The organism is Stenotrophomonas sp. IS26, assembly GCF_054188265.1.
In genome coordinates this window covers 14,203-34,164 of the sequence record NZ_JBSZJV010000020.1, presented here as the reverse complement: position 1 = coordinate 34,164, position 19,962 = coordinate 14,203, and the positions used below count along the sequence as shown (strand labels likewise).

Below are 19,962 nucleotides of genomic sequence, written 5' to 3'. Positions count from 1 at the left end.
GTCAGCCCCCCGGTCCGTCAGGCGCCGTAGCGGCGCAGTTCCCACGCGCGATGGATGCGCGGGTTGCGCTCGAAGTCCGCCCCGATGGTCTCGGGCGAAATCTCCTTGCACGCCGCGAATTCCTTGATCGCTTCGTCGTCCAGCTTGAAGCGGCGGAAGTTGTTGGAGAAATACAGCACGCCTTCCGGGCTCAAGCGCGCCACGGCCGCGCGCAGCAGGCGCACGTGTTCGCGCTGGATGTCGAAATCATCGGCGCGGGCGGAGTTGGAGAACGTCGGCGGATCGCAGAAGATCACGTCGAAGCGGTGACGTTCGGCTTCCAGCCACGCCAGCGCATCGGCCTGGATCAGCTGGTGCTGGCTGCCGCCCTTGCCGTTCAAGGCGAGATTGTCGGCGCACCACTGCAGATAGGTGCCGGACAGATCCACGCTGGTGGTGGTCGCGGCACCGGCCACGGCGGCCTGCACCGAGGCGACACCGGTGTAGCAGAACAGGTTGAGGAAGCGCTTGCCCTGGGCTTCCTGCGCCATGTGCCAGCGCAGCGGACGGTGGTCCAGGAACAGGCCGGTGTCCAGATAATCGAACAGGTTCACGCGCAGCAGCGCATCGTTCTCGCGCACCAGCACGAACTCGCCGCGCTGCTCGAAACGACCGTACTTGCTGCCGCCCTTGCCACGCTCGCGCGACTTCAGCGCGACCTGCTCGGCCGGCACCTGGAAGACCTCGCGCGCGGCCGAGAGCAGCTCGTTGCGGCGGCGACGCACATCCACGTCCGGAATGGTCGCCGGGGCCGCGTATTCCTGCACATGCAGGAACGTGCGGCGGGCACCGCCGTCTTCTTCATAGACATCGATGGCGGCCGCGTACTCGGGCAGATCGGCATCGTAAACGCGGTAGCAGGTGATGCTCTCGCGCGTCCGCCACGTCTTGAACTTCTTGATGTTCTTGCGCAGGCGGTTGGCCACCATCTGCGCGCCCTCGCTGAGCTCGCGCGGCTGACCGGTGTTCTCGCGCTGCGGCACCGCGATCGGGTCGCAGACGATCAGCGCGCACTCGATGGCGCCGTTGAACAGCTGGTACTTCTTGTTGGCGCGCAGGCCAGTGGCGAAAGCCAGGTCGGCGCTGCCGCACAACAGGCTGGCGCGCCACTGCGGCACCGCGCGCTTGAGCGCGTCGCCGAGTTGGCGGTACAGCACCGCGTCGGCGGCCAAGCGCTCGTCATAGGGCGGGTTGCAGACCACGCAGCCGGTCTCCTGCGGCGGGACCTGCACATCGGTGATGTCGCGCACGCCGAACCAGATGGCATGGCCCACACCGGCCGTGTCGGCGTTCTGCTTGGCCGCATGGATGGCGTGCGGATCCACGTCGCTGCCGTGGATCACCTGCTTGAGTGCGCTGCGGCCGGCGGTTTCGCGGGCGCGCGCTTCTTCCATCAGGCTGTTCCAGGCGTCGCGGTCGAAGCCCAGCCAGCGGCTCGGCGGAATGCTGCCGTGGCGCTGCAGGCCCGGGGCCACGTCGGCGGCCATCAAGGCGCCTTCGATCAGCAGCGTGCCGCTGCCGCACATCGGGTCGAGCAGGCCACCGCCTTCGCTGTGGATCTTCGGCCAGTTGGCGCGCAGCAGCACCGCGGCGGCCAGGTTTTCCTTCAGCGGCGCATCGTTCTGCGCCATGCGCCAGCCGCGGCGGTGCATCGGGCCACCGCCCAGGTCGATCGAGATCGTGGCCCGGCCCTTGCGCAGCGACAGGTTGATGCGCACGTCCGGGAAGTCGGTGTTGACCGACGGCCGCTCCAGGCCCTGCGCGCGCAGGCTGTCGACCACGCCGTCCTTGACCCGCTGCGCGGCGAAGCGCGCGTGCGTGATCTCGGTGCCGGACACATGTGCATCCACCGAGAGGGTCAGCTCGGGGCTGATGTGTTGCTCCCACGCCATCGCCGAGACGCCCTGGTAGAGCGAGCCCTCGTCCGGGCACTCGAACTCGGCCAGCGGCCACAGCACCCGGCTGGCCAGGCGCGACCACAGCACCACACGCTGCGCCTGCGCCAGCTCGCCCTCGGCGTTGACACCGGAAATGGTGGCGGTGGCCTTGTCCAGGCCGAGCGCCAACAGTTCGTCGGCGAGCAGATACTCCAGGCCCTTGGCGCAGGAAACAAAGAATTTCACGGAATCGGTATCGCAGGTCAGCGGAGAGGGGGTGCCCACGGGCACGGCAAGCAGCCGGGCACGGGGTCCGGGGGGCCATTGTACGTGAGGTGGGCTGGAACGCCCGGTTACAGCGAGGCCAGCAGTTCCTCGAAGGCCCGGCTGGAGGCCTCGACGTGGCCGGCCAGCCGGTGCCCGTCGTCCACCATCAGCAGGCGGGCCGAGCGGGCCTGGGCCCAGGCGATCACCTCCGCCGGCGGGATCAGCTCGTCGTGCCAGGCATGCACCACGCTGGTCGGCACGCGGGCGGCATCCAGCGCCGGCATCGGCCCCATCCGGGTCGGCGGCACCATCAGGAACAGGCCCTGGACCGGCACCTGCAGCGAGGCGATGGCCGAGATGTACGAGCCCAGGCTGGAACCGGCCAGGACCACCGGGCCCTGCGCGGCACGGGCGGTGGCCAGGGTGATCAGGCGCTGCAGGCGGGCACGTACATCGCCGAGACTGCTGACCTCGCGCTGGGCGTCCAGGTCGGTATAGTCCGGGCGCTCGTGGGTCCAGCCCAGGCGCTCGGCCACCTCGGCCAGGGCGGTCACCTTGATGGCGTCCGGGCCGCTTTCAAAGCCATGGGAGAGGATGCAGTGGCCGCGGCTCATGCGCATACCGCGCGGGAATCGATAGGAGCGTTCATGCCCAAATGCTAGCATCGCCGCATGCCCGACCGCGCCCCGCCCGCCATCGATGCACAGCCCCTGCCCTACCAGGACAGGCTGCTGCCCCGCACGCACGACGAGATCGATCTGGTGGTCATCCACTGCACCGAACTGCCGGACCTGGCGATGGCACGCGAGTACGGCGAACGCGTGCTGTATGACAGCGGCACCGGCAACAGCGGGCATTACTACATCGACCGCGACGGGCGCATCGTGCAGTACGTGTCCTTGGACCGCGTCGCGCATCAGGTCAGTGGCTATAACCCGCGCTCGATCGGCATCGAACTGGTGAACACCGGACGCTACCCGCACTGGTGGGATTCGCGGCACCAGGCGATGGACGAGCCCTACCCGGATGCGCAGATCGCGGCGCTGATCGACCTGCTGCAACACCTGTGCGGGACGCTGCCCGCGTTGGCACATATCGCCGGGCATGAGTGGCTGGATACGCGCGAGGAAGTGGCCAGCGATGATCCGGAGCGGCGGGTGCCGCGCAAGCGCGATCCGGGTCCGATGTTCCCGTGGCCACGCGTGCTGGCGGCGGTGCCGCTGCAGGAACTGCGTGGGTGATGATCAGCCGGTTGCGACAGGACGCGAAGCATCGCTGACCCAGCCACTCCACGAATCCGCATAGATCCGCGCCCCTTCCAGCCCGGCCGCTTCCATCGCCAGCAGCAGATGGCAGGCGGTCACGCCGGAGCCGCACATCAGCACGACCTCGTCCGGAGCGTGCGTGCCGATCAAGGGCTGCAGCGCGGCGCGCAGATCCGCCGCAGGGCGCAACCGTCCTTCATGCACGTTCAACGCGAACGGACGATTGACCGCGCCGGGCACGTGGCCGGCGACCGGATCCAAGGGTTCCACGTCGCCCCGGAAACGCTCGCCCGCCCGCGCATCGATCAGCCAGCCCGGCGCGTGCTTGAGACGCGCCTGGACCTCCTCGACCGAGGCGATCTGGTTGCGGTCGAACTGACCCGGGTACGGCGGCAACGGCGTCACCTGCGGCAGCGCTGCGGTGACCGGCAGACCAGCGGCCTGCCACGCCGCAAATCCGCCATCGAGAACGCGTACCTGTGCATGCCCGATCAGCCGCAGCAGCCACCACAGCCGCGCGGCGGCCATGCTGCCGTCGCCGGCGTCGTAGACCACGACCTGGGTCTGCGGCCCGATGCCCCATGCGCCGAGGCGCGCGGCGAACGCATTGCTGTCCGGCAGCGGGTGACGGCCGTGACCGGTGCGGCCGAGATCGGACAGATCCCGGTTGAGATCGGCGTACAGCGCGCCGGGCAGATGGCCCTGTGCATACAACGCCGCACCGGACTGCGGATCGGCCAACGAGAAGCGCGCATCCATCACCCGCAGCGAGGAGGCGGCACTGGCCGTCGCACGGGCATCCATGAGGCGCGCTGCGCCTTCGTGGAGGGCGTGTGCGAGGGTGCTGACATCGATCAACGGCGTGGTCATGCGGTCTGCTCCAGGCGGCGACGCAGGTTGTAGAGAATGGCGGCGGTCGCGCCCCAGATCCGCTGCCCGGGCCAGCCGTATTCGAGCACGTGGCGGATGCGCCCGCGGTGATCGATCTCCACGTGGTGCAGGTTGGCCGGGTCCATCAGGTAGGACAGCGGCACTTCGAAGACTTCGGCGACCTCACCCGGCTCGGGCACGGCCACGAACGCAGGATCGATCACGGCCACTACCGGCATGACCCGGTAGCCGGTAATCGTCACGAACGGATCCAGATACCCCAGCACCTGCACCTGATCGTGCTTGAGTGCGATTTCCTCGTCGCTCTCGCGGATCGCGGCAGCGACGGCATCGCGGTCCTCCGGCTCCATGCGGCCACCGGGGAAGCCGACCTGGCCCCCGTGATGGCGCAGCGTGTCGGTGCGCCGGGTCAGCAGCACCTGGGCGCCGCCCTCGCGCGGAATGATGCCGGCCAGCACGGCCGCTTCGACCGGCGGACCAGGCGGGAGAAGATCGATCAGTTCGCTGCGGTTCCAGCCATCGCCGGGCGGCGGCTGGTCCAGCGGATGCAGCGCGCGCAGCAGGCGCTCGTGTTCGGCCAGCGAACCGCGCAGCGATTGCCGCAGTTGTTCGCGCAGGGGCAGCGTGTGCTGCATGACGTGATGCTGTTCGGGTCGGCTCATGGTTCGCCAGCGGGTGATTTCATCCACGGTGCGCAGGCAGCCCGTGCACACACCGGCACGATCCAGCGCGCAGATTCCGATGCAGGGAGAGGGCACGGCATGCGGGGATTCTTCCATCGATTGCACCGGTCAACAGTACCGCGATTGCACGGAAACAAAAAACGCGCCGGTGTTGCCACCGGCGCGTTCTTGATGTTGCGAAAATTACTTGACGCTGACGAGCTTGATTTCGAACTGCACCGCAACGTTCGGCGGGAACGGCGTGCGCGGATCGGCACCATAGGCCTGATCCGGCGGCAGCGTCACTTCCCACTTGGAGCCCGCCGGCATCTGCAGCAGGGCTTCACGCATGGCCTTCATTTCGACTTCGCTGACCTTGATGCCCGGGATCTGCTGGGCCGGACGTGCTTCGGCCGGACGGGTGCCGAACGGGTACGGACCGGCCACTTCCAGCTGCACGGTGCTGGCCTGGGTCGGCTTGGCGCCCTTGCCGGCTTCGATCACGCGGTACTGCACGCCGCTCGGGAGCGACTGCACGCCGGCCTTGGCCTTGTTGGCGGCCAGGAACTGGGTGCTCTTGGTCTTGTTCTCGGCGGCAGCCTTGTCGTACTCAGCCTTGGCGGCCTGCGCACGACCCTGCTCACGCTTCTGGAAGGCTTCGACGGCGGGTTTCAACTGCTCGGCCGTGATCGACGGCTGCTTCTTGGCGTAGGCATCCTGCAGGCCCTTCACCACCGAGTTGATGTCCAGCTGCTCGCCGCGTGCGGTGAGTTCAGCCAGGTTGTTACCGTAGTCGTAACCGAAGTAATAGCTCAGCTTGCCCTTTTCGGACGAGGTGTCCTGGGCGAAGGCATTGCCCGTCAGGGCCAGGGCCGCGACGGCGACCGCGATAGAACGCAACTTCATCAAACTTTTCTCCAGGGGTGGTAACTCAGGACGCGTTGGGCCGCCCTGAGGCGACGGGTTAGGATAGCCGCCGCAACGTTGAACCGCCACTAACGACGCAGGCTCTGACCTGACTTCGTTTCAAGAGTTCAACAATCACTTTTTTTTAACGTTTTCAGGAGTCCTGCCGTGGCCGACGCCCTTATCTCGATTATGGACGATGCCGCCGTGCGCACCGTGACGGTCAACCGCCCGGACAAACTCAACGCCCTCAACCGGGCGACCCTGGAAGCCCTTGATACAGCGTTCTCCGAGGCAGCCGCCGACCCGGCCGTACGCGTGGTGGTGCTGACCGGCGCAGGCCCCAAAGCCTTCGTGGCTGGCGCGGACATCGCCGAAATGAACGGCCTGAGCGCGGTTCAGGGTCGTGATTTCTCGTTGCTGGGCCAGGGATTGATGCGCCGGATCGAGCGCATGCCCAAGCCGGTGATTGGCAAGATCAACGGATTCGCGCTGGGCGGCGGGCTGGAGCTGGCCATGGCCTGCCACATCCGGGTGGCCGCGGAGACCGCCAAGGTGGGGCAACCGGAGATCCATCTGGGCCTGATCCCCGGCTTCGGCGGCAGCCAGCGGCTGCTGCGCCTGTGCGGCCGCGCCGCCGCGCTGGAGTTGTGCCTGCTGGGCGCCCCGATCACCGCCGCACGTGCCGCGCAGCTGGGTATCGTCAACGAGGTGGTTCCGGCCGAGGAACTGGATGCCCGCGTCGACGCACTCGCGTCGCAGTTGGCCTCGGCCGCGCCTCTCGCGCTGCGCGGCATCCTCGATGCGATCCACATCGGCGGCGAGTGCCCGCTGGGCGAGGGCCTGGAGTACGAGAGCGTGCAGTTCGGCCTGATGTTCGCCACCGAGGACATGCGCGAAGGCACCAGCGCGTTCCTGGCGCGCCGGCCGCCGGTGTTCCAGAACCGCTGAGCCATGTCGCCTTTCGATACCGCTTCGCCGGCGCAGCTGCTGGCACTCGTCCTCGACGATCAATGGGATGCCGCGCTGGCGGCCGGGTTGATGGACTACGTCCCGCAGCCGGGCGACGAAGCGCTGCGTCCCGATCATCCCGATCTTCCACAGCGGCTGCAGCACGCACAGCAGCAACTGCAACGCGCCTGGGCCGCGCGCGAGCGCTACCGCCAGCGCCAGCAGCGGCTCGCGCGCCGCGCTGCCGAGCGCGATGCACGCCGCGCACCGCCCCCCACACCCGAGATCCAGAAACCCGCCCTGCCCTCGGCCGCTGCTGCCATCCTCGCGCGCGCCAAGGCCAAGGCTGCGGGCCGCACGTCCTGATGGCTACGATGAAGAAACCCGCCGCACGCACCGCGCGCATGCCCAAGGCCGACGTGATCGAAATGTTCACGCGCCTGCGCGAACTCAACCCGCACCCCAAGACCGAACTGGAGTACAGCTCACCGTTCGAGCTGCTGGTGGCGGTCACATTGTCGGCACAGGCCACCGATGTCGGCGTCAACAAGGCCACGCGCAAACTGTTCCCGGTCGCCAATACGCCGCAGGCGATTCTCGCTCTCGGTGAAGACGGCTTGAAGAAGTACATCGCCACCATCGGTCTTTACAACGCGAAAGCGAAGAACGTGATTGCGGCCTGCGCGATGCTGGTGGAACACCACGGCGGCGAAGTGCCGCGCGATCGTGCCGCGCTCGAGGCGCTGCCCGGTGTCGGTCGCAAGACTGCCAATGTCGTGCTCAACACCGCGTTCGGTGAACCGGTGATGGCGGTGGACACGCACATCTTCCGCGTCTCCAACCGCACCGGCCTGGCGCCGGGCAAGGATGTGCGTGCGGTGGAGGATCTGCTGATCAAGGTGATCCCGGCCGAGTTCCTGCTCGACGCGCATCACTGGCTGATCCTGCATGGCCGTTACGTGTGCAAGGCACGCAAGCCGGACTGCCCGCAATGCGTGATCCGCGACCTGTGCCGTTTCAAGGAAAAGACCGCCGCCTGAACGGGGGGCGCGACTGCCATATGGGCGCAACCCGGCGGTCATCTGCGCCGGGCATCAATAGCAGCCCCTGACGCCGCTTGGGACACGGGCGATGACGGTTTGTCTGAAACTGTCACATTTACGCAATCTTCACTAATTAGCCTGCGCAGCATCTTCCCACCTGCCTGCAAGGCTCCTTCCATGAAACTGCATCGCCAACTTCTTACTGCGGCCGTGGCGGCTGCGCTGTTCGTTCCGGCCGCTCACGCTGAAGTGGCCATCGACGTGATCGGCGGTTCGGAAATCACGTTCGAAGGCCTGGTCCAGGCCGACGGCAACTGGTTCGACAACGATGTGACCGACCTCAATGGCGGTGACGCCGGCAACGGCAAGAACAGCGAATTCGAGCTGCGCCGCGCCGAGCTGGTGCTCAAGGGCAAGGGCCCGGGCAATGTGGAATGGGTGGTGGGCTACGACGCCAAGGCCGACAAGTTCCTGGACACCAACCTGAAGTATAAGCTGGCCGGCAACGCCAACCACTTCGTGCAGTTCGGCCAGTTCAAACAGCCCAACAGCCTGGAAGAACTGTCCAGCACCAAGAACAACGACTTCATCTCCAAGGCCACGGTCACCAACACCTATGCCGTGGCCCGCCGCCTCGGTGGCGCCTACAGCATCGGCGACAACAACTGGTCCGTCACCGCCAGCGCCTTCGGCCGCGAACTGACCCGCAACCTCGCCCACGGCAGCGGCTACGGCGCGCGTGGCACGTGGGCCCCGATCAATGAAAAGGGCCAGGTCCTGCACTTCGGCCTGAGCTATGTCGATTACGACACCGACGCCGACACCCTGCGTGTGCGCGCCCGCCCGAATGCGGATCTGGCCACCGCGCGTCTGGTCGACAGCGGGAATCTGGTCGATACCGACCGCGTCAGCACGATCGGTGCCGAAGCGATGTACATCGGCGGCCCGTTCAAGGCCCAGGCCGAGTATTACACCAGCAAGGCCAAGCGTTACTCGCACGACAACTACAGCAGCGACGGCTACTACGTCAGCGGCCTGTGGAACATCAGCGGCGAGACCTGGGGCTACAAGGGCGGCACCCCGACCACCGGCCTGCCGGACGAGCCGGGCCGCGGCATGTGGCAGCTGGGCGCGCGTTACGACCACATGGACCTCAATGACGGCAACCTGCTGGCGAACCCGGTGGCCGGTCGCCCGCCGATCGTCGATGGCGTGCTGGGCGGCAAGATGGATATCTGGACCGTGGGCGTGAACTACTACTGGCGCTCCAACACCAAGTTCGCACTGAACTACGTGATGGTGGACAGCAAGAAGTACAGCTCGACCGCGCGCACGTTCGTCAACGACGACCCGAACATCCTCGAAGCGCGCCTGCAGTTCTTCTGGTAAGCCCTGCAACACGCGTGTGACACAAAGGCGCAGCTTCGGCTGCGCCTTTTTTCGTGCCCGCTCGCGGGTATGCTGTGCGCCCTTTGCCCATGGCTGGACCCGATGCGTATCGCACTCTCGCTGTTGCTGGCTGCCGCGTGCGGTGCCGCCCTGCCCGCCCACGCGCAGGACTGCCACGACGCCCAGGCCGCCGCGGAGGAAGCGTACGTTGTGCGGGCGGACGACGTACTGCCCGATCGCCCCGGCTACACCCGCGACACCGCCGCCAGCGTCTGCCGGCGATGGCCGGCACGCCCCGAGCTGACCCTGGTGGCCACGCCGGTCTGGCGCGACGGCGGCGACCACGACGCCCGCGATGGCGACGTGGAGGTGCTGGTGATCGATAGCGACACCCTCGCCACGCGCGCATGGACGGTGCTGCCCGGCGCGCTCGACAGCGATGCGATCTTCTTCGACGGTATGCAGCTGGATACCGCGCGCTACCTGCTTGCGCCGGACACCCTTGCCTTCGGCCTGCGCGTGCAGCGCCGCAATGGCTCCGGGCCCAATCCGTTCAGCGAAGAGCAGTTGCATCTGCTGGCGGTGCAGGCAGACACGCTGCGCACGCTCGGCCCACCGATGGTGCTGCGCCGTTTCCAGGCCGAGTGGGATACCCGCTGCGCCGGTGAGTCCACCGATGTAACGCGCACCGTGGCCGTCGGCTCCAAAGGTCAACACGGCTTGGCCGACCTCATCCTGCGCGAGCGGCGGGTCACCACGCACAGCTGCATGGACGGCGACACCTGCCGCGACCAGGACACGCCGGTGGACGGCGAGCGCCGCGTGCTGCGCTTCGACGGCCGCCGCTACGCGGTCCCGGAGGCGCTGCAGCCGTTGTGACACCCCGCCCGGAAGGCGTGTCACGAGGTGGTCATATGACAGTCGCTGCGCTGTCATCGAACCGTTATGGAATGAGCACCGGGCGGGACACCCCGCACCTTCATCCATTCCAGGAGCCACCCCGTGATCCACGCCTTCAAGTCGCGCGCCGCTGTTGCCGTCCTCGCCGCGTCGTCCGTGTTCGCCGCCAACGCCGCCGATGTGACCGGCGCGGGCGCCTCGTTCATCTACCCGGTCATGTCCAAGTGGTCGGCCGACTACAGCACCGCGACCGGCAAGAAGGTCAACTACCAGTCCATCGGTTCCGGTGGTGGTATCGCCCAGATCAAGGCCGCCACCGTTGATTTCGGCTCCTCCGATGCCCCGCTGAAGCCGGAAGAACTGGCTGCGGCCGGCCTGGCCCAGTTCCCGTCGGTCATCGGCGGCGTGGTCCCGGTGATCAACGTGGCCGGCATCGCGCCGGGCGCGCTGAAGTTGGATGGCCCGACCCTGGGCAACATCTTCCTGGGCAAGATCAAGACCTGGAACGACCCGGCGATCGCCGCGCTGAACCCGGGCGTGAAGCTGCCCGACGGCAAGATCACCGTCGTGCACCGCTCGGACGGTTCGGGCACCACCTTCAACTTCGTCAACTACCTCTCCAAGGTCAACCCGGAGTGGAAGACCAAGGTCGGTGAAGGCACGTCGGTCCAGTGGCCGGTCGGCATCGGCGGCAAGGGCAACGAAGGCGTTGCCGCCTACGTGAAGCAGATCAAGGGCGGCATCGGCTACGTCGAACTGTCCTACGCACTGCAGAACAAGATGTCCTACGCTGCGATGAAGAACGCTTCGGGCAAGATCGTGCTGCCGAGCGATACCTCCTTCGCTGCCGCTGCGGCCAGCGCCGACTGGGCCAGCTCCAAGGACTTCTACCTGGTCATGACCAACGCCCCGGGCGCCGATGCGTGGCCGATCACCGCCACCAACTTCATCCTGGTCCGCAAGCAGCCCAAGAACGTCGCCAACGCCAAGGCCACCCAGGAGTTCTTCCGCTGGATCTACAAGAGCGGTGATGCGCAGGCCAAGCAGCTCGATTACGTCCCGCTGCCGGACGCTCTGGTCAAGCAGATCGAGACCTACTGGTCGCAGAACCTGAAGTACTGATCCACCGCACAACGAGGCAATGGCGCCGGAGGGACCTCTCTCCCCCTTCGGCGCCATCGGGCGCGGACCGCAAGGTTCCGCGCCTTTTTGTTGCCTGCCGCTGAATGCCCGGCCCTTGTGCCGCAAGGCTTTGCGTGCGCTCGGTCACGGCGTCATCAAGCTGTAACAAAAACATCATTTCATAGTCGCGTCGCCGGAAAGACCGGCCCTTGTCCCGCTATGGAGTGACGCATGAAACTGCACACGGCCAGCATCGCCGCCCTTTCCCTGGCCATCGCGCTGGGTCTTTCCGCCTGCAAGCCGGGCGCTGAAGGCCAGGCCACCGCGCCGGCCACCGACGCGCCTGCCGCTGCTCCGGCCGCTGGCGATCGCCTGACCGCCGAGATTTCCGGCGCCGGTGCGTCCTTCATCTTCCCGCTGGTGTCCAAGTGGTCGGCCGACTACAACACCGCCACCGGCGCCAAGATCAATTACCAGTCGATCGGTTCGGGTGGCGGCATCGCCCAGATCAAGGCCGGCACCGTTGACTTCGGATCATCCGACAAGCCACTGAGCAGCGAAGAGCTGGCCCAGGCCGGCCTCGGCCAGTTCCCGTCGGCGATCGGCGGCGTGGTGCCGGTGGTCAACATCGACGGCCTGGAAGCCGGCAAGCTGCGCCTGAGCGGCGCCCTGCTGGCCGATATCTTCCTGGGCAAGGTCAAGACCTGGAACGACCCGGCCATCGTCGCCGCCAACCCGGGCGTAAAGCTGCCCGACGGCAAGATCACCCTGGTCCACCGTTCGGACGGCTCGGGCACCACGTTCAACTTCTCCAACTACCTCTCCAAGGTCAGCCCGGACTGGAAGAGCAAGGTCGGCGAAGGCACCTCGGTGCAGTGGCCGGACGGTGTGGGTGGCAAGGGCAATGAAGGCGTGGCGTCGTACGTGAAGCAGATCAAGGGCTCGATCGGCTACGTCGAACTCGCCTACGCGCTGCAGAACGGCATGCCGTATGCCTCGATGCAGAACGCCGCCGGCAACTGGGTGCAGCCGAGCGCGGAAACCTTCGCCGCTGCCGCCGCCAGCGCCGACTGGGCCAGCGCCAAGGACTTCAACCTGGTGATCACCAATGCCCCGGGCGACCAGGCGTGGCCGATCACCGCCACCAACTTCATGCTGATGCACAAGCAGCCCAAGGATGCGCAGCGCAGCAAGGACACCCTGGCGTTCTTCAAGTGGGCCTTCGAGAAGGGCCAGACCCAGGCCAACGAACTGCACTACGTGCCGCTGCCGGCCGAACTGGTCACCCAGATCGAAGCCTATTGGACCAGCGAGTTCAAGTAAGCCAGACAGCGGGCCTGTGCACAGCGCAGGCCCGCTTTCCTCGCCGCACCACCCTGCCGAACCACCACTCGGGCCCCCGCCTCAGCCATGAATGCCATCGCCCAGCCTGTTCCCGCACCGTCCCTCCGCGACCTGCGTGATGCCCGCAACGACAAACTGTTCCGCTGGGTCCTGATCGCCACCGTCATCCTGGTGCTGGTCGCCCTGGCCTGCGCCGCGCTCTCGATGCTGTGGGGCGGCCGCCATGCCCTGCAGGAGCAGGGCCTGAGCTTCTTCTACTCCTCCGAATGGAATCCGGTGGAGAACAAGTTCGGTGCACTCGCACCGATCTACGGCACCCTGGTCACGGCCCTGATCGCGATGGTCATCGCCGTGCCGGTGAGCTTCGGTATCGCCTTCTTCCTGACCGAGGTCGCCCCGCGCTGGCTGCGTGGCCCGGTCGGTACCGCCATCGAACTGCTGGCCGGTATCCCCTCGATCATCTACGGCATGTGGGGCCTGTTCGTGCTGGTCCCGGTGATGACCGAGTACGTCACTCCGTTCCTCAATGATCACCTGGGCACGCTGCCGATCATCGGCCCGCTGTTCCAGGGTCCGCCGCTGGGCATCGGCGTGCTCACCGCCGGCTTCGTGCTGGCGATCATGGTGATCCCCTTCATCTCCTCGGTAATGCGCGAGGTGTTCCTGACCGTGCCGACCCGCCTGAAGGAATCGGCCTATGCGCTGGGCTCCACCAAGTGGGAAGTGAGCTGGGACATCGTGCTGCCCTACACCCGCTCGGCGGTGATCGGCGGCATCTTCCTCGGCCTCGGCCGCGCCCTGGGTGAAACCATGGCGGTGGCCTTCGTGATCGGCAACAGCGTGCGCCTGTCGCCGTCGCTGCTTGAACCGGGCACCACCATTGCCGCCCTGATCGCCAACGATTTCGGCGAAGCCACCGAAACCTATCGCTCGGCACTGCTGCTGCTCGGCTTCGTGTTGTTCCTGGTGACCTTCGTGGTGCTGGCGATCGCCCGCCTGATGCTGATGCGCCTGGCCCGCAAGGAGGGCAACTGATGTCCACCGCCAATGCCCAACCGCTGTACCTGCGCCGCCGCATCGTCAACGTGGTCGCGCTGCTGATGTCCTGCCTGACCGCACTGTTCGGCCTGTTCTTTCTCGGCTGGATCCTGTGGACGCTGGCCTCCAAGGGCCTGGCCGGCATCAATCTGGATCTGTTCACCAAGATGACCCCGCCGCCGATGCAGGACGGTGGTCTGGCCAATGCCTTCTTCGGCAGCGCGGTGATGTGCGGCCTGGCCATCGCCATCGGGACGCCGCTCGGCGTGCTGGCCGGCACCTGGCTGGCCGAGTACGGCAACTTCCGCAAGACCGGCACGGTGGTCCGCTTCGTCAACGACATCCTGCTCTCGGCGCCGTCGATCGTGCTCGGCCTGTTCGTCTACACCCTGTACGTGATGCAGACCGGTGGCCAGTTCTCGGCCTTCGCCGGTGCGCTCTCGCTGGCCTTCATCGTGCTGCCGGTGGTGGTACGGACCACCGATGAAATGCTGCGCCTGGTGCCTTCGCAGATGCGCGAAGCGGCGCTGTCGCTGGGCATCCCGCAGTGGAAGGTGACGGTGCAGGTGCTGTACCGCAGCGCCGCCGCCGGCATCGTGACCGGCATCCTGCTGGCGCTGGCCCGCATCTCCGGTGAAACCGCCCCGCTGCTGTTCACCGCCTTCGGCAACCAGTACTGGAACAGCAACGTGTTCCAGCCGATGGCCTCGGTGCCGGTGGTGATGAACCAGTTCGCCGGCAGCCCGTACGAATCCTGGCAGGTGCTGGCCTGGGCCGGCGCGCTGGTGCTGACCGTCTTCGTGCTGCTGGTCAGCCTTTCCGCGCGCGGCATCCTGCTGCGCAACCGTATCTCCCATGACTGACCTTTCCACGGACATCGCCATGAACGATCTCTCCAACGCCGTGCCGATGCAGCGCATCGTGGTCCCGGCCTCGCATGAAAGCCTGCAGACCCCGGCGCCGATCAAGCTGGCCGCACGCGGGCTGGATTTCTACTACGACAAGTTCCATGCGCTGAAGGGCATCGACCTGGAGATTCCGGAAAAGCGCGTCACCGCGCTGATCGGTCCCTCCGGCTGCGGCAAGTCCACCCTGCTGCGCATCTTCAACCGCATCTACGCGCTGTACCCCAAGCTGGAAGCGCGTGGTGAAGTGATGCTGGACGGGGAGAACATCCTCTCGCCGAAGTACCCGATGAACCGCCTGCGCAGCAAGGTCGGCATGGTATTCCAGAAGCCGGTGCCGTTCCCGATGACCATCTTCGAGAACGTGGCCTATGGCATCCGCCACCACGAGAAGCTCTCCAAATCGGAGATGACCGATCGCGTCGAGCAGGCCCTGCGCCAGGGCGCGCTGTGGGACGAAGTGAAGGACAAGCTCAACCAGAGCGCGCTGGGCCTGTCCGGTGGCCAGCAGCAGCGTCTGTGCATCGCCCGCGCCGTGGCCCTGCGCCCGGACGTGCTGCTGCTCGACGAGCCGACCTCCGCGCTGGACCCGATCTCCACCAGCCGCATCGAGCAGTTGGTGGAAGAGCTCAAGCACGATTACACGATCGTGATCGTGACCCACAACATGCAGCAGGCCGCGCGCGTGTCCGATTACACCGCCTTCATGTACCTGGGTGACCTGATCGAGCACGACCGCACCGAAGTGATCTTCTCGCAGCCCAACAAGCAGCAGACCGAAGACTACATCACCGGCCGTTTCGGTTGATCGGTGCTGTCCCCTCACCCAATGTCCCCGCCAGGCATGGCCTGGCACTACCCGGATTGCAGACCATGAATCTTCCCAACGACCACATCGTCAAGAGCTACGACGAAGAACAGCAGCGCCTGGTGGCCGAGATCGTGCGCATGGGCGAGATGGCGGTCGCGCAGCTGGAGGCGTCCATGGACGTGATCGAGAAGCGCGACGAGAACGCCGCCCAGCGCATCATCGCCAACGATGAAGCCATCGATCAGCTTGAGCAGCACATCAGCCACGACGTGATGCGCCTGGCGCTGCGCGGGCCGATGGCACGCGACCTGCGCGAGATCCTGGCCGGCCTGCGCATCCCGGCCGATATCGAACGCATTGGCGATTACGCGGCCAACGTGGCCAAGCGCTCGATCGCGCTGAGCAAGGTGCCACCGCTGCCGCAGATCCAGGGCCTGCGCGCCTTGGGCCGGCTGGCCGCACAGCAGGTGCGCCGCGCGATCGAGGCCTACCGCGACAACGACGCCGCCGCGGCGCTGGAGCTGCGCGACGATGACGCCCGCCTGGACGCGCAGTACACCGCGCTGTTCCGCGAGCTGCTGACGTACATGATGGAAGACCCGCGCAACATTACCCCGTGCACCCACCTGCTGTTCATGGCCAAGAACCTGGAGCGCGTGGGCGACCATGCGACCAACATCGCCGAGAACGTGTGGTTCCTGGTGCATGGCGAGCAGGCGCTGCCGCCGCGCGAGAAGCGCGACGAGACCAGCAGTACCGATCACGTCTGAGCGCGTGCTCCAAAAAGGAAGCCAAGAGCCGCTGCCTCCGGGTGGCGGTTTTTTTGTTCCTCACCCAAAGCACGACAGCACCTCAGCGGTACTTTGGATCCACCAGTGTTTCCGCTTGGGCCTGCCGCGGGCGTCACGCCCCGCATCAACCGGCCGGCCCCTCGGCAAATGTCCCCCGGCCGGCGCCTCGCGGCGACGGCCTCCTCCTTGATTTTGCCCAGGGGCCTGCCGGCCTCTACGGGGCTCGCGTGTTGGACGACTCCGCGAAGTCGTGCCTTTCTGTGGGCGCGCAGGGTCTCGAGTCGCTGGGTCGTGATGCCCTTGTGGGCGAACTCAAGGAGGAGGCGCCGGCCGCAGGCCGACGCCGGGGGACATTCGCCGACAAGGGCATCGCGGCCCAGCGCCCGACCCGTCCACCGCTGTTGAATAACGCAACGCACTGCACTGCACTTCACGAAACGTTGAATCCTGTGTGAGGATTCGATGAGCCGGGCCGGGCCACCATGGCCGCACCTGCTGCCCCCACGCAGCCATCCCGGGCCCCGGCCCATTCCAAGGAGCGTTACCCGATGAGCACACCCACCCGTTCGCTGTCCCTGCTGGCGGCCACTGCGCTGGCTGCAGGCCTGGGCGTCACCGCCTCGGCATCCGCGTTGAGCATGACCGAGCTGGCCCAGGGCTACCTGGTGGCTGGACAGGCGGCGACCAAGGCCGCCGAGGGCAAGTGTGGCGAAGGCAAGTGCGGTGCGCATGGCGAGAAGGCCGGCACCAAGGCAGGCGACAAGGCCGCGACTGCCGGTGCCAAGGCAGCCGAAGGCAAGTGTGGGGAAGGCAAGTGCGGCGCCGACAAGGGCAAGGCTGCTGGCACCAAGGCAACGACCGCTGGCGACAAGAAGACGGCGGAAGGCAAGTGCGGCGAAGGCAAGTGCGGTGCCAAGCACTGACGCCCTCGCCACTGGCCTGGGCCGGTCGCCGCTGCCTGCGGCGGCGACCGGACTGGGTCTGCGCCGCGCCCTGCTGCAGGACCTGCGTGACGCGCCCGCCGGCGATATCGACTTCCTCGAATGCGCGCCGGAAAACTGGATCGGTATCGGTGGGCCGGCCGGTGACGCACTCGCCGAACTGGCCGCGCGCCATCCGCTCACCTGCCATGGGCTGTCGCTCTCACTGGGCAGCACCGCGCCGCTGGATACCGTGCTGCTGGAACAGGTAGGACGCTTCCTGGCGAGGCACCACGTGCCGCTTTACAGCGAACACCTGAGCTATTGCAGCGATGAGGGGCATCTGTACGACCTTCTGCCGATTCCGTTCACCGACGAGGCCGTACGCCACACCGCATCACGCATCGCCCGCGTGCAGGACCTGTTGGGCCGGCGGATCGCGGTGGAGAACGTGTCCTATTACCTCGCCCCGGAACCGGCCATGGACGAACTGGCCTTCACCAACGCCGTGCTGGCCGAGGCTGATTGCGATCTGCTGCTGGACGTCAACAACGTCTACGTCAACGCCTGCAACCACGGCTACGACGCCGATGCGTTCATCGCCGGGCTGCCGGCCGCGCGCATCGTCTGCCTGCATGTGGCCGGCCATCTGGACGAGGCGCCCGATCTGAAGATCGACACCCACGGCAGCGCGGTGATCGATCCGGTCTGGGACCTGCTCGCCCGCACCTATGCGCGCATCGGTGCGCGCCCGACGCTGCTGGAACGTGATTTCAATTTTCCGCCGTATGCCGAACTGCGTGGCGAACTGCAGCACATCCGCCAGCTGATGGCCGCCCATGCAGGGAACGGACATGACTGACGCCCCGGCGCGCCTGCACGCACAGCAGAGGGCGTTCACCGCGCACCTGCGCGACCCGGACCATAACGCCGCACCCGACGGCATGGACGCGCGCCGGCTGGGCATCTACCAGCGGTTGGTCTTCAACACTCTGCTGGGGCTGCTCGGCAACGGCTTCCCGGTCTGCGTGCAGCTGCTGGGTGAGGCGGCGTGGGCCACCCTGGTCCGGCGCTTCCTTGCCGGACACCCGGCGCAGACCCCCTTGTTCACCGAGCTGGCCGCCGAGTTCGTGCAGTGGCTGCACCATCAAGCCGCGCTGCCGCACCCGGCGTTGGCAGAACTGGCCCATTACGAGTGGGTGGAAACGGCCCTCTACCAGCTGGACGCGCAGCCCCTGCCGCCCTCGCCGGGCATCGACCCGATGCACGCGGCGCTGCAGCGCTCGCCGCTGGCCTGGCCATTGATCTATCACTGGCCGGTTCATCGGCTGGGCACCGATGATGCGCCCTCGCAGCCCGCCCCCGAGCCGACCGGGCTGCTGGTCCGGCGCGACCCTGATGGCCAGGTCCGCTTCGCCATGATCAGCCCGATGGCCGCGCAGTTGCTGGAGCAGATCGGCCAGCACCCCGGCAGCACCGGTGCCACTTACCTGCAGCAGCTCGCGCAGGCGCACGGCATGGCGGCCGATGCCTTGCGCCTGCCCGGCGCCGCCCTGCTGCGCCAATTCCACGACAACGGCGTGATCGGGCCCGCCGCGCCCGTCACCTGACCGTTCCACAAAGGAATCGCATCGATGAAGTCACCGCCCCTGGTCGCCCTGCGCGCCCGGCTGGATCACCTCGGCCCGTGGTTGGCCCCGCTCGGCCTGCGCCTGCTGATGGGCTGGGAGTACTTCGAGTCCGGCCGTGAAAAACTGCGAGGCCAGAACTGGTTCGAGGACCTGCAGCAGGCCTTCCCGTTTCCCTTCGATCAGCTGCCGGCCACCCTGAACTGGCAGCTGGCCACCTGGTTCGAGCTGGTCGGCGCAGCCTGCCTGCTGCTTGGGCTGGGGACCCGCGTGGCCGCCAGCTGCCTGCTGGTGCTGACCGTGGTCGCCACCGCCGCCGTGCACTGGCCGATGCACTGGAATGGGCTGGCCGAGCTGGCGATGGGCTATGTCATCACCGATCAGGGCTTTGGCAACTTCAAACTGCCGCTGCTGTTCATGGCCATGCTGCTGCCTCTGGCCCTGCAGGGCGCCGGCCCGTTGAGCCTGGATCACCTGCTGCACCGCGGCCGCGGGCGCCTCCCGGCCCTGGCCTGAGCGCAGGGGGGGTACAGGCCGCTCTGCTAAACTGGCGCGATGACTGACGACCTCCCCCGCTCCGACGCGCCGGCTGCTGCCGACGCACTGCCCGCTGCCCAGCGCTTGATGGCGACCCGCTTCCGCGGCTTCCTGCCGGTGGCGGTGGATGTGGAGACCGGGGGATTCGACTCTGATCGCCACGCGCTGCTGGAGATCGCCGCCGTTCCGATCGAGATGGACGAAAACGGCCTGCTCTATCCCGGCCAGACCGCCAGTGCCCACGTGGTCCCGGCCGAAGGCCTGGAGATCGACCCGAAGTCGCTGGAAATCACCGGGATCATCCTGGATCACCCGTTCCGGCTGGCCAAGGTCGAGCGCGATGCGCTGGACCACATCTTCACCCCGATCCGGGCGGCGATGAAGAAGTACGGTTGCCAGCGCGCGATCCTGGTCGGGCACAACGCCCATTTCGATCTGGGCTTCGTCAATGCGGCCGTCAACCGCACCGGCCACAAGCGCAACCCGTTCCATCCCTTCAGCGTGTTCGACACCGTGACTCTCGGCGGCATCGCCTACGGGCAGACCGTGCTGGCACGCGCGGCCACCGCTGCCGGGCTGGGCTGGGATGCCGATGAAGCGCACAGCGCGGTGTACGACACCGAGCAGACCGCCAAACTGTTCTGCAAGGTCGCCAACAGCTGGCCGCGCCCCTGAG

The 19,962-nt window shown here is 67.0% G+C and carries 22 protein-coding genes; 17 read left to right on the top strand and 5 right to left on the bottom strand.

Features of this window, described 5'->3' with window-relative positions:
• Positions 1-17: 17 nt before the first annotated feature.
• Both rlmKL and ACW6W5_RS15060 read right to left on the bottom strand, forming a co-directional pair.
• Complete coding sequence (gene rlmKL, locus ACW6W5_RS15065; protein ID WP_152151814.1) at positions 18-2,162, bottom strand: bifunctional 23S rRNA (guanine(2069)-N(7))-methyltransferase RlmK/23S rRNA (guanine(2445)-N(2))-methyltransferase RlmL; 2,145 nt, start codon at positions 2,160-2,162, stop codon at positions 18-20.
• Between the two features lie 107 nt (positions 2,163-2,269).
• A complete protein-coding gene (locus ACW6W5_RS15060) occupies positions 2,270-2,797 on the bottom strand; it encodes a hypothetical protein (protein WP_121042197.1) in 528 nt (175 codons plus the stop codon).
• Between the two features lie 57 nt (positions 2,798-2,854).
• On the opposite strand from ACW6W5_RS15060, the gene ACW6W5_RS15055 reads away from it, so the two are divergent.
• A complete protein-coding gene (locus ACW6W5_RS15055; RefSeq protein ID WP_070426972.1) occupies positions 2,855-3,424 on the top strand; it encodes an N-acetylmuramoyl-L-alanine amidase in 570 nt (189 codons plus the stop codon).
• 3 nt (positions 3,425-3,427) lie between these two features.
• On the opposite strand, the gene ACW6W5_RS15050 is transcribed toward ACW6W5_RS15055, so the two are convergent.
• From ACW6W5_RS15050 to ACW6W5_RS15040, 3 genes are all read right to left on the bottom strand, one after another.
• Complete coding sequence (locus ACW6W5_RS15050; RefSeq protein WP_152151812.1) at positions 3,428-4,318, bottom strand: sulfurtransferase; 891 nt, start codon at positions 4,316-4,318, stop codon at positions 3,428-3,430.
• Positions 4,315-5,118 (bottom strand): CoA pyrophosphatase, encoded by an 804-nt coding sequence (locus ACW6W5_RS15045; RefSeq protein WP_121041577.1) that lies wholly within the window; start codon positions 5,116-5,118, stop codon positions 4,315-4,317. Before ACW6W5_RS15045 ends, ACW6W5_RS15050 begins: the two co-directional genes overlap by 4 nt.
• Before the next feature lie 87 nt (positions 5,119-5,205).
• The gene (locus ACW6W5_RS15040) at positions 5,206-5,907 is read right to left on the bottom strand and encodes an FKBP-type peptidyl-prolyl cis-trans isomerase N-terminal domain-containing protein (RefSeq protein ID WP_019185884.1); all 702 of its coding nucleotides are present in this window, start codon (positions 5,905-5,907) and stop codon (positions 5,206-5,208) included.
• Positions 5,908-6,099: 192 nt separating this feature from the next.
• On the opposite strand from ACW6W5_RS15040, the gene ACW6W5_RS15035 reads away from it, so the two are divergent.
• The 16 genes from ACW6W5_RS15035 to rnt all read left to right on the top strand — a co-directional run bounded on the left by ACW6W5_RS15035 (position 6,100) and on the right by rnt (position 19,961).
• A complete protein-coding gene (locus ACW6W5_RS15035) occupies positions 6,100-6,858 on the top strand; it encodes an enoyl-CoA hydratase/isomerase family protein (protein WP_428999819.1) in 759 nt (252 codons plus the stop codon).
• Positions 6,859-6,861: 3 nt separating this feature from the next.
• Entirely contained in the window at positions 6,862-7,224 is a 363-nt protein-coding gene (locus ACW6W5_RS15030) for a hypothetical protein (protein ID WP_121041573.1), read from the top strand.
• On the top strand, positions 7,224-7,898 hold the full coding sequence (nth, locus tag ACW6W5_RS15025) for an endonuclease III (protein WP_152151808.1): 675 nt from the start codon (positions 7,224-7,226) through the stop codon (positions 7,896-7,898). Before ACW6W5_RS15030 ends, nth begins: the two co-directional genes overlap by 1 nt.
• Positions 7,899-8,078: 180 nt before the next feature.
• Positions 8,079-9,290 carry an OprO/OprP family phosphate-selective porin gene (locus ACW6W5_RS15020; RefSeq protein ID WP_121041569.1) on the top strand — a complete coding sequence of 404 codons (1,212 nt, stop codon included), beginning with the start codon at positions 8,079-8,081 and terminating at the stop codon, positions 9,288-9,290.
• A gap of 102 nt (positions 9,291-9,392) precedes the next feature.
• Positions 9,393-10,169 carry a PA3715 family protein gene (locus ACW6W5_RS15015; RefSeq protein WP_152151806.1) on the top strand — a complete coding sequence of 259 codons (777 nt, stop codon included), beginning with the start codon at positions 9,393-9,395 and terminating at the stop codon, positions 10,167-10,169.
• 123 nt (positions 10,170-10,292) lie between these two features.
• On the top strand, positions 10,293-11,312 hold the full coding sequence (gene pstS / locus ACW6W5_RS15010; RefSeq protein ID WP_152151804.1) for a phosphate ABC transporter substrate-binding protein PstS: 1,020 nt from the start codon (positions 10,293-10,295) through the stop codon (positions 11,310-11,312).
• 231 nt (positions 11,313-11,543) lie between these two features.
• Positions 11,544-12,635, top strand: a complete 1,092-nt coding sequence (pstS, locus tag ACW6W5_RS15005) for a phosphate ABC transporter substrate-binding protein PstS (protein WP_121041563.1) — start codon at positions 11,544-11,546, stop codon at positions 12,633-12,635.
• 87 nt (positions 12,636-12,722) lie between these two features.
• Positions 12,723-13,691 carry a phosphate ABC transporter permease subunit PstC gene (gene pstC, locus ACW6W5_RS15000; protein ID WP_121041561.1) on the top strand — a complete coding sequence of 323 codons (969 nt, stop codon included), beginning with the start codon at positions 12,723-12,725 and terminating at the stop codon, positions 13,689-13,691.
• Positions 13,691-14,557 carry a phosphate ABC transporter permease PstA gene (gene pstA / locus ACW6W5_RS14995; protein ID WP_121041559.1) on the top strand — a complete coding sequence of 289 codons (867 nt, stop codon included), beginning with the start codon at positions 13,691-13,693 and terminating at the stop codon, positions 14,555-14,557. The genes pstC and pstA overlap by 1 nt, the downstream gene beginning before the upstream one ends.
• Before the next feature lie 19 nt (positions 14,558-14,576).
• Positions 14,577-15,407 (top strand): phosphate ABC transporter ATP-binding protein PstB, encoded by an 831-nt coding sequence (pstB, locus tag ACW6W5_RS14990; protein ID WP_070471812.1) that lies wholly within the window; start codon positions 14,577-14,579, stop codon positions 15,405-15,407.
• Positions 15,408-15,472: 65 nt separating this feature from the next.
• Positions 15,473-16,180, top strand: a complete 708-nt coding sequence (phoU, locus tag ACW6W5_RS14985) for a phosphate signaling complex protein PhoU (protein ID WP_152151802.1) — start codon at positions 15,473-15,475, stop codon at positions 16,178-16,180.
• Between the two features lie 569 nt (positions 16,181-16,749).
• On the top strand, positions 16,750-17,124 hold the full coding sequence (locus ACW6W5_RS14980; RefSeq protein ID WP_121041557.1) for an HvfA family oxazolone/thioamide-modified RiPP metallophore: 375 nt from the start codon (positions 16,750-16,752) through the stop codon (positions 17,122-17,124).
• Entirely contained in the window at positions 17,111-17,983 is an 873-nt protein-coding gene (locus tag ACW6W5_RS14975; protein ID WP_121041555.1) for an HvfB family MNIO-type RiPP peptide maturase, read from the top strand. The genes ACW6W5_RS14980 and ACW6W5_RS14975 overlap by 14 nt, the downstream gene beginning before the upstream one ends.
• Positions 17,976-18,731 (top strand): HvfC family RiPP maturation protein, encoded by a 756-nt coding sequence (locus ACW6W5_RS14970; RefSeq protein ID WP_152151800.1) that lies wholly within the window; start codon positions 17,976-17,978, stop codon positions 18,729-18,731. The genes ACW6W5_RS14975 and ACW6W5_RS14970 overlap by 8 nt, the downstream gene beginning before the upstream one ends.
• A 24-nt stretch (positions 18,732-18,755) precedes the next feature.
• On the top strand, positions 18,756-19,265 hold the full coding sequence (locus ACW6W5_RS14965) for an HvfX family Cu-binding RiPP maturation protein (protein WP_121041551.1): 510 nt from the start codon (positions 18,756-18,758) through the stop codon (positions 19,263-19,265).
• Positions 19,266-19,373: 108 nt separating this feature from the next.
• Entirely contained in the window at positions 19,374-19,961 is a 588-nt protein-coding gene (gene rnt / locus ACW6W5_RS14960; RefSeq protein WP_121042195.1) for a ribonuclease T, read from the top strand.
• Position 19,962: the final 1 nt, after the last annotated feature.